This window comes from Novosphingobium sp. (assembly GCF_032093395.1).
GTDB lineage: Bacteria > Pseudomonadota > Alphaproteobacteria > Sphingomonadales > Sphingomonadaceae > Novosphingobium.
In genome coordinates, this window is sequence record NZ_DAMDBA010000099.1 from 1 (window position 1) to 16,051 (window position 16,051).

Genomic DNA, 16,051 nt, shown 5'->3' on the forward strand with positions numbered 1-16,051 from the left:
CGAGCACCATCGGCACGACCGCAAGACGCGCACCGACATCGCCGCGGGTCTTGTGGGCCGCTTCCCACAACCCGTCATGGGCGGGCAAAGCGCCATAGCTGCTGCCAAGGCTGCGCAAGTGCCGGTCGATAAGCGCAAAATGCATGGCCTCGTCCGCCGCGACTACCAGGAAGTCGCCGACGAAGGCCTCTCCCATTTCGCCGCCGAAGCGTCCCGCCATGTCGAGCGCAAGATCGATGGCGACGAACTCGATATGGGCCAGGGCGTGCCAGAGGGCGATTCGCCCTTTTTCGGAGCCCCCCTTGCCGCGTTTGGGCATGCGGTTCGGCGGGAGCAGTTCCGGAGCCTCGGGTCGACCCGGAACTTCGGGCATGGCGATGTCGAATGCGAAGGACAGCCTACCCAGTCGCCAGTCCCGCGCCACCTTGCGTGTCCCCATCACCTTGGCGCGGGGATCGCATTCGAGCAGCACTTCGCGGATCGCGGCGGCGACCGAAACGGCTTCGGGAGAAAGGGGCATCAGAGGGCCTTCGCGGCCTCCAGCACCTGCTGGGCGTGGTCCTTGACCTTCACTTTGTCCCACACGCGGGCGATCTTGCCGTCCGGTCCGATCAGGTAGGTGGTGCGGACCATGCCCATGTAGGTGCGGCCGTAGTTCTGCTTTTCCGTCCAGATCCCGAGGGCGTCGGAGAGGCCGTTTTCCTCGGCATCGGTGGCGAGCGGCGCCTTGAGATCGTGCTTGGCGATGAAGTTCTGATGCTTTTTGGCGGAATCCTTGCTGACGCCGAGCAGGGCGGTTCCGGCGGCTTCGAATTGGTCCTTGAGGGCCGAGAAATCGATGTTCTCGGTGGTGCAACCCGGTGTGTTGTCCTTGGGGTAGAAGAACACGACCAGCTTGCGGCCCGCAAAGTCCGATGCCTTGACGCTGCCGCCTTCGGGCGTTTCGAGGGCAATGTCCGGGAAGGCGTCGCCGGCAGTCGGGCGGGTGGTCATCGGGTAATCTCCAAAGCTTCGTCGAAGGCCTGCGTCCATGCCGCGGCGACTTGTGCGCGGGCATGGTCGAGGGCGGTTTCGAGGTCTTGCCAGCGGCCATAGCCGCAAGCGCGCACGAGCGCCATGCAGGCGGCGTCGACGGGTTTCAACGAATCGGGCGCGAGCAGTCGCGCGGCGACGAGCAGGCGAGTGAGCACGTCATGGGCCGGTCCCAGGATGGCCGGGAGCAACCCTTGCGCGATCAGCTGACGCAGCGCTTCACCAAGATCCGCATCGAGACCGGTCCCGTTACGAAGCTGGGTGAAGTGGACGAGGAATTCCAGATCCACCAGCCCACCGCGCATCAGCTTGACGTCGAGCGGCCCCTTGGGCGGCTTGTGCCCGGCCATGCGGGTGCGCATTTCCAGCACGTCCGTCCGCAGCTTGGCCGGATCGCGCGATGCGGTGAGGACGTCGCGGATGATGGCGCCTAGCTGCTCGCGCGCTTCGCTGGAGCCATAGAGCGCGCGCGCGCGGCACAGGGCCATGTGCTCCCAGGTCCAGGCCTGTTCCCGCTGATAGCGGGCGAAGCTTTCGAGGGTCGCGGCCGGAGGACCCTGTTCGCCTGAGGGACGCAGCCGGGTGTCCACCTCGTAAAGCGCGCCTTCGGCGGTCTGCACCGAGAGCGCGGCCGTCACCCGCTGCGACAGCCGGTTGTAGTAAAGCGTGGCCCCCAGCGGACGCCCTCCGTTCGACTCGCGGCCGAAGTCGCCGGTGAAAAGATAGATGAGATCGAGGTCTGAGGCATGGGTGAGGACGCCGCCGCCCATGCGACCGAGGCCCAGGACCACCAGTTCGCTATCCGGCACGCCGCCATGAACCTCGCGGAATTCCGCCACGGCGGCATCGGTGAGCACGACAAGCGCGGCTTCCGCGATTCGGCCGAGGGCATGGCCGATGTCGAGCGGATCGTTGACGCCTTCGATCAGTTGCACGCCAAGGGCGAAGCGGCGGTCGCCGACCTTGCGACGCACGATGTTGAGCTTGCGCTCGTAATCGTCGCCCGGCTCGAAGTGTCCGAATTCGGCGACGAGGTCTGGCAGGCTTCCGGGCAGGTCGAAGGCGCTGGCGTCGATCAGCGGGTCGAGCAGGTCCGCGCGGCGGGCGAGTGCGTCGGCGAGGGGCGGGGCCAGGCTGAGGATGCGGGCGAGACGCTCGATCAGCGCCGGGCGGGCTTCCAGCAGGCGGAACAGGTTGATCGCGGTGGGCAGGTTGTTGAGCAATTGCTCCCAGCGCGCCATGGCCCGCTCCGGTTCCGGGGCGGCGGCAAGGGCGGCGAGCAGGCCGGGGCGAATCGCCTCGAACGCCACCCTTGCGGCGTCGGAACGCAAGGCGCGCATTCGGCCGGAAAGCCAGCCTTCGATGCGGGAGACCATGGCGTCCGGATCGGCAAAGCCCATGCGCATGAGTTCGTCGCGCAAGTCGTCCTGCGCCGGTGCCGGCACCGATACGGTGGTGCCGGTGGGCAGGTTGGCCATGACCAGCGCGTCATAGCGTTCGCCCACGGCATCGGTGATCCGGGTAAGCTCGGCGATGAGGGCGGAAGCGTCCGGCAGCCCGTCGAGCCGCGCCACTTCGTCGAGAAGTTCCTCCTTCATCGGCAGGGAGTGCGTCTGCTGGTCCTGCATCATCTGCAAACGGTGCTCGACGGTGCGCAGGCGGTCGTAGCTCTCGCCCAGGAGCCGCGCGTCTTCGAGCGGAACCAGGCCCGCTTCGGCCAGGGCATCGAGCGTGGCGCGGGTGCCGCGCAGGCGCAGCGCGGGGTTCCGGCCGCCGTGGATCAGCTGGTGGGTCTGGGCGTAGAATTCCACCTCGCGAATGCCGCCGCGACCTTTCTTGAGATCGAACCCGAGGCCGACGGTAGTGCTGCCGCGCGTATTGGCGCGGATCTGCGCGGTGAGGCGGCCGATCTCGGCAATGGCGCCGAAGTCCAGGCTCTTGCGCCAGACGAACGAGCGGATTGCGGCCAGGAATGCCTCGCCCGCCGGCACGTCTCCGGCGCAGGCGCGGGCGCGGATGAACGCGGCGCGCTCCCAGGCGAGGGCGGAGGATTCGTAATGGGTGAGGGCGCCGTTGATCGAGATCGCCAGCGGGCTGACTTCCGATGCCGGACGCAGCCGCAAGTCGGTGCGGAAGACGTAGCCCTCGTCGGTGACGCCCGCGAGGATTTCCACCACCGCACGGGCGACGCGCTGGGCCGCTTCGCCTGGTTCGTCGCGATCGCGGCGGGGGAGCAGCAGGGGATCGAACAGCAGGATCGGGTCGATGTCCGAACTGTAGTTGAGCTCGCCCGCCCCATGTTTGCCGAGCGCGAGGGCGAGGAAGCCGGCCGGCTCGGCATCGGGCACGCGGCGGCGAATGCCCTCCGCGATGGCCGAGTCCAGCGCCCGGTCGGCCAGCGCGGAGAGTTCGCCGGTCACCTTGAGCAGCGGATAGGCTCCGGCAAGATCGCCGATCGCGAGGGCAAGGGCGAGGGCCTGCTTCTCGCGTCGCAACGCGGCGCCGACGCTGGGCGCGCCTTCGCCTGCGTTGCGCGCCCAGTCGAGCGCCGCCTCGCCCTCGCCGGCGGCCAGCAGTTCGGTAAGGGCAGGAAGCCGGTCGAGCGCGCTGGAAAGATAGGGGGCGTGGGCGCGCGCGCGCACGATCGCGCCCGTCCAGTCGGCTTTCGGTTCGGCATCCATCCCGGCTTCCTGCCTGCCCCCGCCGCCAAGGGCAAGCCCGTCTCCAAAGGGCAAGCCCGGCGCCAAGAACAAGCATTTCCGTATCATTGAGGCATTGCTCCCAGGGCGGCGGTCTTCTATCCGCTCGGCCGTTCGCGCGGCGACAAGCTCTGCGCCGCGGCTGAAGGAGGTTGCCCGTGACGTTCGCCCTTCCCCCCGAATGGCATCCGCAGGACTGGATCTGGATCGGGTTTCCGCACGATCCCGTGGAATGGCCGGGCTTCCTCGAAGCCGCGCAAGTGCAGATGGCGGAATTCGCCTCCGCCGTCGCCGAATCAGGGCAGGAAGTGCGCCTTGTCGTGCGCGACGAGGTGAATCGGGCGCGGGCGGCTTCGCTCGTATCCTCGAAAGTCTCGCTGGAAGTGCACCGCTATGGCGACGTCTGGCTGCGTGACACCGGGCCGCTAGTGGTGTCCGATGGCAATGGCGCGCTCAAGGCGATGCGCTTCGGCTTCAATGGCTGGGGCGGCAAGTACCTGATGGAGGGCGACCAGAAGATCGGCGCCGAACTGGCCCGCGATGCCGGGCTTGAGGTGGAGACTTCGGACTGGATCCTGGAAGGCGGCGCGCTGGACGGCGACGGCACCGGGCTTGTCGCGACCACCGAGCAGTGCCTGCTCAACCCGAATCGCAATCCGCAGCTGACGCGCGGCGATCTGGAAATGCGCCTGAAGCGAGATCTGGGCTATGACCGCGTGCTGTGGCTGGGCGACGGACTGATCAACGATCACACCGACGGCCATGTCGACAATCTGGCCCGCTTCGTGGCGCCTAACGTGCTGGCCCTGCCGCGCGCGACCGGCCCGAACGATCCCAACGCCGCGATCTATGCCGATGCCAAGGCCCGTGCCGAAGCCATGGGCGTGACGGTGCGCGAGGTGCCTTCGCCCGGCCGCGTCGAATCGGCGCAGGAATCCGGAATGCGTATCGAACCGGCCAGCTATATGAACTTTGCGATCACCTCGAAGCTGGTGGTCGTGCCGATCTACGGAACCCCGCACGACGAAGAGGGCGTTGCCGCGATCGCGGCGTTGTTCCCGGACCGCGACACGGTGGGCGTCATGGCGGACGCGGTGCTGGCGGGCGGCGGCTCGTTCCACTGCTCCAGCCAACAGATGCCCTCGCGCTGAACAGGAGCGCGAGAGGGCGTTTGGACCCAAGGGTTTTAACGGAATAGCAACGGGTCGGCCCGCATGGTCGCTCGCATGGCTCGTATCGTCGCTCTCGCGCACAGCGCCCGTAACCTTCGGCAGGACGAGCTTCTGCGCGGCCTTCTTGTGTGCGGCTGCGCACTGGCCCTGATCCTGGCCAAGGGCGCGCTGCCGTTCTGAACGCGCGCACGGTTTGGTACCGGCGATTAACTCGCGAGTTTCCGTTCTATTTCAGAGTGCGGCTGCAAACCGACGGCGGTTTGCCGTTTTTGCTGCACTGCACATCGTGACTGCTGCGGCGCAGCAAAACATTGTCACAAACTGTCGATGCAAACGAAATCATCCTTCCCCACCTTGTCCGTTCGCGTCACTGGAAGGAGAATCACCATGCGCCAAGTTTCTGACGCCGAGCGGGCTCGCCTTCGCCAATCGCTTGTCGGCAATTTTCTGCTATTGCTTTTTGGCCTTGGCGTGCTGGGCTTTCTCGTAGCGATCGACAGGGCTGACTGGTTCACCCTGAGGCCGGTTTCGGGAACGTCCGTCGCGCTGTCCAAGGCCGCTACCGCGCACGGAGATACCATCAAGCGATGATCGTCACGCCCTCGCTGCAACCCGTCCAGATCCTACGGGAAATCTGGAAGCCGCTGACCCTGCTGTTCGTCTGGGACGTCATCGTTACCGTGACGTACTTCGTGCTGCCGTTCCATGCGCCGGAATTGCCGGTGACGCTGTTCGGTTCGGCACTGGCCCTGTTCCTGGGCTTCCGGAGCAACTCGGCCTATCAGCGCTGGTGGGAAGGGCGCGGGCTGTGGGGACTGATGATCAATGCAAGCCGCAACATCGCGCGCGCTGCCCGAAATTTCATGCCGGACCCGGATGCGGCCGAACTGAAGCGCCGCGTCGTCCTGCGCCAGATCGCCTACGTCAATGCGCTGCGCTGCCAGCTTCGCCGGATCAAGCCCGATGCGGAAGTGCTGCGCATGCTCTCGCGCGGGGACGCCGATTCGTCGCTGGAGCGGGCCAACATTGCCAATGGCATTCTCGACGATACTGGCCGCCGCATCGACGAGGCCCGTCGCAACGGCTGGATCGACACGATTCAGCAGGCGCAGATGGAAGCCGTGCTGGTGGACATCGCCAATGCCCAGGGCGGGATGGAGCGGCTCAAGAACACGCCGCTGCCGTACCAGTACCGCTTTTTCCCGACCGTCTTCACGCATATGTTCTGCATCCTGCTGCCGATCGGCCTGGTGGAGACGCTGGGCGTGGCGACGCCGCTGGGCTCCACCATCGCGGGCATCATGTTTCTGGCAGTGCTGGCGATCGGCGACGATCTGGTCGATCCTTTCGCCAATACGGTGCACGATCTGCCGCTCAACGCCATGTGCCGCACCATCGAGATCGATCTGCTCCAGTCGATCGGCGACGAGGCCCCGCCGCCGATCACGGTCGACAAGCACGGCATCCTCTGGTGAGTTGACTGCTGGCTATGGACGCTTCAGGGACTGTCCATGGCCAAAGCAGACCGCCTCGAACGCATGGACACGCGCCGTGCCGATCTCGAAATCGACTATCGTGCCGCGCTGATCGAGGCGCTGCGCGCGACGGCGGCGGGGCAGTGGGGCCTTTTCGGTCATAACAAGGACAAGCAGGCCCGCGCCAAGGCCGCTCCGATGGTGGACGGTCTGGCCGAGCTTGCGGAAGAAATCGACGATCTGCGCGACCAGCTCGACATGGAGCCTTTCGCGCTCCACCAGGAATTCCTGGCGGCGCGCGGTCCGGTAAGGGCCGATGCGGTGGGCGAGCCGAAGCAGGCGCAGGCCTGGCTGGATCGGCTGACCGATCGATGATCGTCGTCCCGGACCTGATCCGGGACCGCTGGCAGTAAACCGCGACCTCTCGGGCAAGGAGCTATCGATGCGTCTATCCAAGGATCGTCAGACTACCCGCGCCAGCATTCGACTCGGCAAATGGGCCGAACTCGATGCGCGCACCGATTTCAGCCCGCCGGGGCTGGTCGCCGTGGGGCTGCTGGTTTCGGGTATTCTGCTGAGCACCAGCGTCCTTGTCGCAGCGACGGGCAGGGCCAAGGCGCGCCGGATCGAGGCACGTCGGGCGGTCGCAGGCGGGCGGAGCCTGCCCGGCTGAAGCGGCGATAATCGTCGTCCCGGACTCGATCCGGGACCGCTGGCAGGGAACAGCCCAACTCTCAGCAGATCGCCCTGCCGCCGGGCCGCGGCCTAAAGATTCGCCAGCGGTCCCGGATCAAGTCCGGGACGACGGGTGCCCTTTCACTCTGGCGTCGCGAACCAGATGACGTGCTTGGGCCCCTTGCCATTGCTGCGCGAGGAGACCTTCACTTCGTCCACCTTGAACCCGGCGCGTTCCAGGCGGCGGGTAAAGGCGGGGTCGGCGCCTGCGGACCAGATCGCCAGAACGCCGTCGGGTGTCAGCGCATTGCGCGCGGCGCGCAGGCCGGTCTTCGAATAGATCTGGTTGTTGTCTTCCCGCACGAGTCCGTCCGGGCCATTGTCGACATCGAGGAGGATCGCGTCGTAGTCCGCGCGTGAGCCGTCGATGACGTGGCCGACATCTCCCATGACCAGATTGACGCGCGGATTGTCCAGGCAACCCTGCGCCAGTTCGGCCATCGGCCCGCGCGCCCACTCGATGATCTCGGGCACGAGTTCCACGACCGTCAACTTCGAATCCTCGGGCAGCGTACGCAGCGCCGCGCGCAGGGTGAAGCCCATGCCATAGCCGCCGATCAGCATATGCGGGCGCTTGGTGATACCCTTGATGCGGTCCCAGGCCATCGTGGCCAGGGCTTCCTCGCTGCCCCACTTGCGCGTGGACATCAGCTCGTTGTGACCAAGCACGATCATGTAATCCTGATCGTGCTTGTAGAGTTCGAGCTTTTCCCCGTCGGGGATCCACGCGGTGTCGATAAGCTCGCGCTTGATCATGACGGCAGATCCGTGCGCAAGTCCGGCGCGGTGGCTTCGACCTTGAGCAGCGCGATCGCCTCGTCGAGGGTCATGACCTTCTGGTGCTCGGCGCCCAGCGTACGCAGCGCGACGGTCTGTTCCTCCGCCTCGCGCTTGCCGACCACCAGCAGGTGCGGAACCTTTTTCAGCGAGTGTTCGCGCACCTTGTAGTTGATCTTCTCGTTGCGCACGTCGGTTTCCACGCGCACGCCGGCCGCCTTGAGCTTGCGCGTCACGTCCTGCGCATAGTCGTCGGCGTCGGAGACGATCGTGGCGACCACGGCCTGGACCGGGGCGAGCCAGACCGGCAGCTTGCCGGCGAAGTGCTCGATCAGGATGCCGATGAAGCGCTCATAGGAACCGAAGATCGCGCGGTGCAGCATGACCGGGCGGTGGCGCGCGCCGTCCTCGCCGATGTAGCTGGCGTCGAGACGCTCGGGCAGCATGCGGTCGGACTGGATCGTGCCGACCTGCCAGGTGCGGCCGATCGCGTCGGTCAGGTGCCATTCCAGCTTGGGCGCATAGAACGCGCCTTCGCCCGGAAGTTCCTCCCAGCCATATTCCTCGGTCGCAAGGCCCGCGCGCACGACGGCGTCGCGCAGTTCGGACTCGGCCTTGTCCCACTGTTCGTCGGTGCCGATCCGGTTGTCCGGGCGCAGCGCCAGTTTGATCGCGTAAGTGAAGCCGAAGTCCTTGTAGACCCGGTCCGCCATTTCGCAGAAGGCCTGCACTTCGCCGACGATCTGGTCTTCGCGGCAGAAGATGTGGCCATCGTCCTGCGTGAACTGGCGCACGCGCATCAGGCCGTGGAGCGCGCCGTGCGGCTCGTTGCGGTGGCAGCAGCCGTTCTCGACGATGCGCAGCGGCAGGTCGCGGTAGGACTTGATGCCCTGCTTGAAGATCAGGACGTGCGCCGGGCAGTTCATCGGCTTCAGCGCCATCCACTGCGCCTCGTCCGAGATGATCGGGCCGTCGTCCTCGGTGTTGGGCACTTCGTCGGGGATGACGAACATGTTCTCGCGGTACTTGCCCCAGTGGCCCGAGGCTTCCCACTGCCGCGCGTCCATGACCTGCGGCGTCTTCACTTCCTTGCAGTCCGCCTGGCTGATCGCGCGGCGCATGTAGTCCTCGAGCGCGCGGTAGATCACGTAGCCCTTGGGGTGCCAGAACACCGAGCCGTGCGCTTCGGCCTGGAGGTGGAACAGGTCCATCTCGTTGCCGAGCTTGCGGTGGTCGCGCTTGGCGGCCTCTTCAAGGCGCGTCAGGTGGGCGGCAAGCTGCTTCTTGTTCAGCCAGCCGGTGCCGTAGATGCGCGAAAGCATCGCGTTCTTCTGGTCGCCGCGCCAATAGGCGCCCGAAACGCGCGTCAGCTTGAAGGCGGCCGGGTCCAGCTTGCCCGTGGAGGGCAGGTGCGGGCCGCGGCACATGTCCAGCCAGTCCTCGCCCGACCAGTAGACGGTCAGCGGCTCGTCGCCGGGAAGTTCGGCGGCCCATTCGGCCTTGAAGTTCTCGCCCTGCTGTTTCCAGCGGCTGATCAGCGTTTCCCGGTCCCACACCTCGCGGCGGAGCGGCTTGTTGGCGGCGATGATCTTGCGCATCTCCGCCTCGATCGCCGGCAGGTCGTCGTCGGTGAACGGCCCGCGCTCCGGATTGGGCGCGAAGTCGTAGTAGAAGCCGTCGTCCGTCGATGGGCCGAACGTGATCTGCGTGCCGGGGAACAGCGCCTGCACCGCTTCGGCCAGGACATGCGCGAAGTCGTGCCGGGCCAGGTCCAGCGCCTCTTCCTCATCGCGGCTCGTCACCAGGGCAAGCTGGGCGTCGCCGGTGAAAGGCAGGCTGAGGTCCACCAGTTCGCCGTCGATTCTTGCGGCAAGCGCGGCCTTGGCAAGGCCGGGGCCGATGGCGGCAGCAACGTCCGCCGGGGTGGAGCCTTCGGGCATCTCGCGAACCGAACCGTCGGGCAGGCTGATCTTGAACATCTCGGACATGGACGAACTCATCTCTCGTTTGCCCCATGCCATACCAGAGCATGTGGGCGGAAAACTTTGGCGCGCCATGGCACAGGCGCGCCTCCGGGTGAAGGTGCGGCGCCGCTATTTTCGCCGAATTCGGGAGAGTGACGCCGCTCGCCCGAACTCCGGGCGACGGTGGCTGCCTGCTCAGGCCGCGACCAACCGTCCCCGGAAGCGCCGGGTGGTAGTCGTGGTCGAAGTGGTGCGCAGCTGCGTCATTGCGGCTCATGTAGCGACGCCGGGCTGAAAAGTCACCCCATCATCGCCGAGGATCGGTGTAAAGCACCCTTGACTTGCTGGATGTGTAGTGACAAGTTTGCTTTACACAACGAGCCGCTACTCCGCTCGGTTTCGTTAGATCGTGTCCTAGCCTGACAAGGAGTTCTCCATGGCCGCCTACAACCCGGCGTTCCGCCGCTACCTTCGGCGTTTCGTCCCGCTGACGTTCGCCTATGTCGCCTCGATAGCCCTGGCGACGGCGGTGATTCCGGACGATGCGCCGGCCGGCATCGGCACGATCGCCATCGCGGTCCTGCCCGGACTCGCCGTGGTCGGCTGGCTCTGGGCGATGGCGCGGCTGCTGGTGGAACTGGACGACGAATACCTGCGCATGCTGGAGGTGCGGAAGTTCCTCGTCGCCACCGGCACGACGCTGGCGGTCACCAGCGTATGGGGCATCCTGGAGCTCTACACGAGCGTGCCCAAGCTTCCGGTGTTCTTCGTGTTCCCGCTCTGGTGCCTGGGGCTGGCGGTGGGGGCGGTGCTCAACCTTTTGCGCTTCGGGTCGGCCCGCAGCGCATGAGGAACCGCCTCAAGGAACTGCGCGGCGAGCGCGGCTGGAGCCAGCAGGACCTTGCCGAGCGTCTCGACGTCAGCCGCCAGAGCGTCAATGCGATCGAGACAGGCAAGTACGACCCTTCGTTACCCTTGGCATTTCGCATCGCCGAAGTCTTTGCTATGAGGATCGAGGAGATTTTCCTGAAGGGGTGAGCGATGTCTGGGCGGATGGGCAGGATCGGGGCATGGATGGCCGTGGCGCTTGCGCTCGCCGCCGGCCTTACCCTGCTCGATGCGCGGGCTTCCGGCCACCGCAAGGCCGAAACCGCCGAGGCTTCCACCGGCAAGATCATCGTCCGCGTGATCGGACCTGCTCTCCTTTAGAATCTGTGTTGGGGTGCGCTCGTCACATCCGTGACGAGCTTGCGGCACCGGTCCCCAAGTTTCTTAGGCGCCCCCACCCGACCTCCCATCAGGATACACTAGTGGGATGTCGGGCGTGGGCCGGTGCCGCAAACATCCGCCGCAGGCGGATTTTTAGTGAAGCGTCGGCTGCCGCCGCGTCCAGGCGAGCCGCTCCACCAGATTCGCCACTAGCCAGCCCACAACAATGCACACGAACGGCATGACCGGGTAGTGGAAGCGGGATTGGCCCGAGAACAGCAGGCAGATCAGCGTGGGGAACAGGGCGATGGCGTAGGGCAGCAGCCACCAGCCGGCCCAGCGCGTCCGTTCGCGCAGCCGGCGCAGCGACATGACCGCGAAAGCCGCCGCGAAGCCGATCATCAGCAGCGCATAGTAGCCCTGGTTGACGTAGCGCACCGCGCGGTAGACCGGCTCGAAGCGCGCATAGCCGGGCGCGCCGCCCTGATAGGCCCATTCCGCCTCGCCGTCCGGTAACCACAGCCGCATCAGTTTCTTCGGTGCCAGGGAGAGGAACTTTCCGGGATTCTCCGCGATCCAGTTCAGTCCCATACGGGCGGCTTCCTTGTCGCTGGAGACTTCGTCGAGATCCGTGCGGGCCATGAACTGTTGGACGACGGGCGCGTTCGGGGTGAAATCGCCGGTTGCCGTGTCATGATTGCCGGTGAGCAGGGTGTAGCCGCCATTGGTGGAAACGACGATCCAATGGCCAAGCTGGGCATGGTTGCGCACCGTCCATGGCAGCACCACCAGCATGGCGACGGCAACGACGATCAGGCCGTCTGCCAGCAGTCCGGGCAGCCGCTTCCACATCCCGCGCGCGCGCATCCAGTCGACCATGAAGACCAGCGGCACCACGACCAGGGTCTGCGCCTTCACGAGAGTCGCGAACCCAAAGATCAGGCCGGCGCCGATCAGTTGCCAGCGGCTGCTGCGCGTCATCACCGCCCAGCAGCCCGCCAGCAGCAGCGTGGTGTAGAACACTTCGGTAAGCGCCAGCGGCACATAGCCGATGGCGTTGGGGTAGACCGCCAGAAGCAGCAGTCCGCCACGCGCAGCGGCCTCATTGGCGAAGATATGGCGGCCGAGCGCAAGGGTCAGCAGCCCCGTCAGCATCGCGGCGACCAGATTGAACAGGCCGAGCGAGACATGCGAAATGCCGAACTGGTGGAACATGACGGAGAGCGCCAGCGGCAGGCCGGGAGGCCAGAACGCCGTCGGCAGCCCCTTGTCCATATAACCTTCTCCCGAGGCCAGCCCGACGGCGCGGGCGAAGTAGGAGGCGGCATCGGACGTGGGCGTAACGTCGATCAGCAGCACGGCCACCCGCAGCGCGAAATAGAGCGCCCAGATCGCCAGCAGCACGGATCGCTCGGTGGCGAACCATTCGAGGCGCAGCGCGAGTCGGCTCGGGCGGGTGGGAAAGTCGAGAATCTGCGCGGACATTCTGAGGCGGCTTCCTGATCAGGCGCTTTTCCCGAGCCTTAGGCTGTGAATCGCTTATCTCGCAACCGTGATGCGGCCCTTGTGCTCGCGACATGCTAACCCCAGATGGGCCGCCATGACCGAGACGCGTTATCTGGAGCTGCCCGACGGGCGCCGCATCGCCCACCGCTTCACCCCCGGCACCGGACCCACGATCGTGTTCCTGCCCGGCTACATGTCGGACATGAGCGGCAGCAAGGCCACGGCGCTGTTCGACATGGCCCAGGCCAGCGGCCGCCCCTGCCTGCTGCTGGACTACTCCGGTTGCGGCGAGAGCCCTGGCGATTTCGCAGAGGGAACGCTCTCGCGCTGGCGCGATGAAGTGCTCGCGGTGATCGCGGCGGCCGGTCTGGAGCAGGTCGTGCTCGTGGGCTCGTCGATGGGCGGCTGGCTCATGCTCATGGTGGCCGAAGCGCTGGCGGCCGGGGCGCCTGACAAGGTGAAGGGCCTGATCGGCGTGGCCGCCGCGCCCGATTTCACCGAATGGGGCATTGCCCAGATGGACAAGAACGTCCTCGCGGATGGCGAAGCGATCTGGGAAGATAACCCCTACGGTCCCGAACCCACGCCCACGCACCCCGGCTTCTGGGCGGACGGACAGGCCAACCTCCTGCTCGAACGGCAGATTGCCTTCGACGGGCCGGTGCGCCTGCTCCACGGCCAGCGGGACGAGGACGTGCCGTGGGACATTTCGGTGCGGCTGGCGGAACGGCTGCGTTCAGCCGATGTGCAGGTCACGCTGATCAAGGACGGGGACCACCGCCTTTCGCGCGAATCCGACATACACCTGTTGTTGCGCACGGTCGCCGAAATGGTTCTTGCCCGCGAGCCGGTGGCCTGACCTCTCAAGGACCGCTTCCCATGCCCATTCTTCTCCCGCTGATGCTGATGCAGTCGACCCTGGGCGCCGGAGGGTCCAGCCCTTACGCCTCGGCGCTTCCCCGCGAAATCGTCGAGAAGAAGGAAGACGAGGCGCGCAAGCGGAACACCGAATCGGCCCAGTTCGCCGGGCCTCTGCCGCTGCGGCCGGAAAACGGCTGCCTGCTGGCGGTCGAATCCGATCCCGAGCGCTCGGCCGAGGTCGCGCGAAAGGCATTGTCCAGCGCACAAGGGCGCGAGCGGGTGCGGGCCGGGCTCTGCCTGGGCGTGGCGCTTGCCGATCTCGATCGCTGGGGAGAGGCAAGCGCGGCTTTCGTCCAGGCGCGCGACGCCGCCGATGCCGGCGATCATCGCAGTCGCGCGCGGCTGGGCGCGATGGCCGGTAACGCGGCCCTGGCCAATGGCAAGGCGGGCGAGGCGCTGGGCCTGCTGGCTCCGGCCGCGATCGATGCCAAGGCGGCGAGCGACGGCGCGCTGGGAGCCTCGATCTCACTCGACCGCGCCCGCGCGCTCGTTTCGCTGGGGCAGAATGGCGAGGCCGCCACGGCCTTGGCCGATGCCCGCACGGCCGATCCCGACAATGCGCAGGCCTGGCTGCTCTCCGCCACGCTTTCGCGGCGGGAGAAGAAGCTGATCGAGGCACAGAGCCAGATTGAAAAGGCCGCGCAACTCGCGCCTCGCGAACCCGAGGTCGGCCTTGAGGCCGGCGTCATCGCAGTGCTCGGCGGGCGCGACGACGCCGCGCGGCGCAGCTGGAACGCGGTCGTCGCCATGAGCCCTGAGTCGCCGGCCGCCACTACCGCCCGGGAATATCTCGCCCAGCTTGGGCCGGAAGGAACACCGAAGCCATGACCCCCCTTTCCGTTCTCGATCTCGTTTCCGTGCGCCAGGGCGGCACCGTCGCCGAAGCGCTCGCCATTTCCGCCCGCACGGCGCAGGCCGCCGAAAAGGCAGGCTATGCGCGGTACTGGGTGGCCGAACACCACGGCATGGACGGGATCGCGGGCGGCGCCACTTCGGTCGTGCTCGCCCATATCGGCGCGGCCACGTCCACCATCCGCATCGGCGCGGGCGGGATCATGTTGCCCAACCACACGCCCTATATCATCGCCGAGCAGTTCGGCACGCTCGCGGCCCTGTTCCCCGGCCGCGTCGATCTCGGCCTGGGCCGTGCGGCAGGAGCGGACGGACGGCTGGCCAATGCCCTGCGCAAGGACATCGTCGGCGCTTCCGAGCGTTTTCCGCAGGACGTGGTGGAGCTTCAGGCCCGTTTCGCGGGACAGGCGGTCGGCGGCGTCTCCTCGCCCCAGGCTGACGGGGCGGACGTGCAGATGTGGATTCTGGGCTCCAGCCTGTTCGGCGCGCAGCTCGCCGCCATGCTGGGCCTGCCTTACGCCTTCGCCTCGCACTTCGCGCCCGCCCTGCTCGACGAGGCGGCCAGGATCTATCGCGAGCGGTTCGAACCGGGCAAAGTCCTGGACAAGCCGCACTTCATGGCAGGCATCAATGTCGTGGCCGCAGAAACCGACGAGGAAGCGCGCTATCTCGCCTCCTCTACCGACCAGAGCTTCGTCGCCCTGCGCACCGGCACGCCCGGCCGACTGCCGCCGCCGATCCGCGACTATCGCGAAGGCCTGCCCGGCGCGGCCAAGGCCATGCTGGAGCAGGTCCGCTCGGTCAGCGCCGTGGGTACCCCCGCGCGGGTGCGGGACGAAATCAAAGCCTTCGTGGAGCGCACCCAGGCGGACGAACTTATCGTCTCCGGCGCGATCTTCGATCCCGATGCGCAGATCCGCTCGCTGGAGCTGACGATGGAGGCCTTCGAAGCGGCCAGGACATGAATGCCCGGCACTGCGATATCGTGCTCTGACGCAATTCAATTTCGCGTAGAGCCATTGACCGCGAGGCGAAATTGCTTGAACCCAACGCACCATGAGCAAGGCAGACGTCGTTATCGTGGGAGCCGGGCACGGGGGAGCGCAATGCGCGATCGCCCTTCGCCAGAACGGTTTCGAGGGGACCATCACCGTGATCGGCCGCGAGCCGGAATATCCTTACGAGCGGCCGCCGCTCTCCAAGGAATATTTCGCGCGCGAGAAGACGTTCGACCGGCTCTACATCCGCCCGCCGACGTTCTGGGCGGAGAAGGAAATCTCCTTCAAGCTCGGCACCGAAGTCACCAAAGTCGATCCCGAGGCGCATGAACTCACGCTCTCGAACGGCGAGACTATCGGCTACGGCAAGCTGGTCTGGGCGACCGGCGGCGATCCGCGCCGGCTTTCCTGCTCGGGCGCGGAGCTGGCCGGGGTCCATGCCGTGCGCACCCGCGAGGACTGCGACACGCTGATGGCCGAAGTCGATGCCGGCACGAAGAACGTGGTGGTGATCGGCGGCGGCTACATCGGACTGGAAGCGGCGGCGGTGCTGTCGAAGCTGGGCCTCGATGTCACGCTGCTGGAAGCGCTGCCGCGCGTGCTGGCGCGCGTGGCGGGTGAGCCGCTTTCCGAGTTTTACCAGGACGAGCACCGGACGCACGGCGTCGATCTGCGCACCGGCGTGGCGGTGGAATGCCTCGAGGGCGACGG

20 protein-coding genes are annotated in these 16,051 nt (G+C 66.6%); 14 read left to right on the forward strand and 6 right to left on the reverse strand.

Annotation, left to right across the window (positions count from 1 at the left end; all coding sequences use genetic code 11):
- The 3 genes from RT424_RS21620 to glnE form a co-directional block, all read right to left on the reverse strand.
- A partial coding sequence (locus RT424_RS21620; protein ID WP_313442446.1) for a ferritin-like domain-containing protein occupies positions 1–520 on the reverse strand: 520 nt, incomplete at its 3' end.
- Positions 520–993 carry a peroxiredoxin gene (locus RT424_RS21625; protein ID WP_313442448.1) on the reverse strand — a complete coding sequence of 158 codons (474 nt, stop codon included), beginning with the start codon at positions 991–993 and terminating at the stop codon, positions 520–522. The genes RT424_RS21620 and RT424_RS21625, both read right to left, overlap by 1 nt.
- The gene (glnE, locus tag RT424_RS21630) at positions 990–3,713 is read right to left on the reverse strand and encodes a bifunctional [glutamate--ammonia ligase]-adenylyl-L-tyrosine phosphorylase/[glutamate--ammonia-ligase] adenylyltransferase (RefSeq protein ID WP_313442450.1); all 2,724 of its coding nucleotides are present in this window, start codon (positions 3,711–3,713) and stop codon (positions 990–992) included. The genes RT424_RS21625 and glnE overlap by 4 nt, the downstream gene beginning before the upstream one ends.
- Before the next feature lie 176 nt (positions 3,714–3,889).
- Between glnE and RT424_RS21635 the strand changes: the two genes are divergently transcribed.
- The 6 genes from RT424_RS21635 to RT424_RS21660 all read left to right on the forward strand — a co-directional run bounded on the left by RT424_RS21635 (position 3,890) and on the right by RT424_RS21660 (position 7,051).
- A complete protein-coding gene (locus RT424_RS21635) occupies positions 3,890–4,882 on the forward strand; it encodes an agmatine deiminase family protein (protein ID WP_313442452.1) in 993 nt (330 codons plus the stop codon).
- A gap of 75 nt (positions 4,883–4,957) precedes the next feature.
- Positions 4,958–5,083, forward strand: coding sequence for a hypothetical protein (locus RT424_RS21640; RefSeq protein ID WP_313442454.1), 126 nt, complete (start codon positions 4,958–4,960; stop codon positions 5,081–5,083).
- Positions 5,084–5,290: 207 nt separating this feature from the next.
- Positions 5,291–5,494, forward strand: coding sequence for a hypothetical protein (locus RT424_RS21645; RefSeq protein ID WP_313442456.1), 204 nt, complete (start codon positions 5,291–5,293; stop codon positions 5,492–5,494).
- Positions 5,491–6,378, forward strand: coding sequence for a bestrophin family ion channel (locus tag RT424_RS21650; RefSeq protein ID WP_313442458.1), 888 nt, complete (start codon positions 5,491–5,493; stop codon positions 6,376–6,378). Before RT424_RS21645 ends, RT424_RS21650 begins: the two co-directional genes overlap by 4 nt.
- A gap of 36 nt (positions 6,379–6,414) precedes the next feature.
- Positions 6,415–6,753 (forward strand): hypothetical protein, encoded by a 339-nt coding sequence (locus tag RT424_RS21655; RefSeq protein WP_313442460.1) that lies wholly within the window; start codon positions 6,415–6,417, stop codon positions 6,751–6,753.
- Positions 6,754–6,820: 67 nt separating this feature from the next.
- The gene (locus tag RT424_RS21660; RefSeq protein ID WP_313442462.1) at positions 6,821–7,051 is read left to right on the forward strand and encodes a hypothetical protein; all 231 of its coding nucleotides are present in this window, start codon (positions 6,821–6,823) and stop codon (positions 7,049–7,051) included.
- Between the two features lie 143 nt (positions 7,052–7,194).
- Here RT424_RS21660 and RT424_RS21665 read toward each other — a convergent pair whose 3' ends face one another.
- Positions 7,195–7,869: a spermidine synthase gene (locus RT424_RS21665; protein ID WP_313442464.1), complete on the reverse strand. Its 675-nt coding sequence runs from the start codon at positions 7,867–7,869 to the stop codon at positions 7,195–7,197.
- Complete coding sequence (thrS, locus tag RT424_RS21670) at positions 7,866–9,878, reverse strand: threonine--tRNA ligase (RefSeq protein WP_313442466.1); 2,013 nt, start codon at positions 9,876–9,878, stop codon at positions 7,866–7,868. Before thrS ends, RT424_RS21665 begins: the two co-directional genes overlap by 4 nt.
- Between thrS and RT424_RS21675 the strand changes: the two genes are divergently transcribed.
- From RT424_RS21675 to RT424_RS21690, 4 genes are all read left to right on the forward strand, one after another.
- On the forward strand, positions 9,877–10,149 hold the full coding sequence (locus tag RT424_RS21675) for a hypothetical protein (protein ID WP_313442468.1): 273 nt from the start codon (positions 9,877–9,879) through the stop codon (positions 10,147–10,149). The two genes, thrS and RT424_RS21675, sit on opposite strands and share 2 nt — an antisense overlap.
- Positions 10,150–10,290: 141 nt before the next feature.
- Positions 10,291–10,704, forward strand: a complete 414-nt coding sequence (locus tag RT424_RS21680) for a hypothetical protein (protein WP_313442469.1) — start codon at positions 10,291–10,293, stop codon at positions 10,702–10,704.
- Entirely contained in the window at positions 10,701–10,892 is a 192-nt protein-coding gene (locus tag RT424_RS21685) for a helix-turn-helix transcriptional regulator (RefSeq protein ID WP_313442471.1), read from the forward strand. Before RT424_RS21680 ends, RT424_RS21685 begins: the two co-directional genes overlap by 4 nt.
- A gap of 3 nt (positions 10,893–10,895) precedes the next feature.
- On the forward strand, positions 10,896–11,063 hold the full coding sequence (locus tag RT424_RS21690; RefSeq protein ID WP_313442473.1) for a hypothetical protein: 168 nt from the start codon (positions 10,896–10,898) through the stop codon (positions 11,061–11,063).
- A 153-nt stretch (positions 11,064–11,216) separates the two neighbouring features.
- Here RT424_RS21690 and RT424_RS21695 read toward each other — a convergent pair whose 3' ends face one another.
- On the reverse strand, positions 11,217–12,548 hold the full coding sequence (locus RT424_RS21695; RefSeq protein WP_313442475.1) for a glycosyltransferase family 39 protein: 1,332 nt from the start codon (positions 12,546–12,548) through the stop codon (positions 11,217–11,219).
- A gap of 115 nt (positions 12,549–12,663) precedes the next feature.
- Between RT424_RS21695 and RT424_RS21700 the strand changes: the two genes are divergently transcribed.
- The 4 genes from RT424_RS21700 to RT424_RS21715 form a co-directional block, all read left to right on the forward strand.
- A complete protein-coding gene (locus RT424_RS21700) occupies positions 12,664–13,428 on the forward strand; it encodes an alpha/beta hydrolase (RefSeq protein WP_313442477.1) in 765 nt (254 codons plus the stop codon).
- 20 nt (positions 13,429–13,448) lie between these two features.
- Entirely contained in the window at positions 13,449–14,318 is an 870-nt protein-coding gene (locus RT424_RS21705; RefSeq protein WP_313442479.1) for a tetratricopeptide repeat protein, read from the forward strand.
- Positions 14,315–15,307, forward strand: coding sequence for an LLM class flavin-dependent oxidoreductase (locus RT424_RS21710; RefSeq protein WP_313442480.1), 993 nt, complete (start codon positions 14,315–14,317; stop codon positions 15,305–15,307). The genes RT424_RS21705 and RT424_RS21710 overlap by 4 nt, the downstream gene beginning before the upstream one ends.
- A 91-nt stretch (positions 15,308–15,398) precedes the next feature.
- Positions 15,399–16,051, forward strand: a 653-nt coding sequence (locus RT424_RS21715; protein WP_313442482.1) for an NAD(P)/FAD-dependent oxidoreductase, incomplete at its 3' end; no start/stop codon positions are given.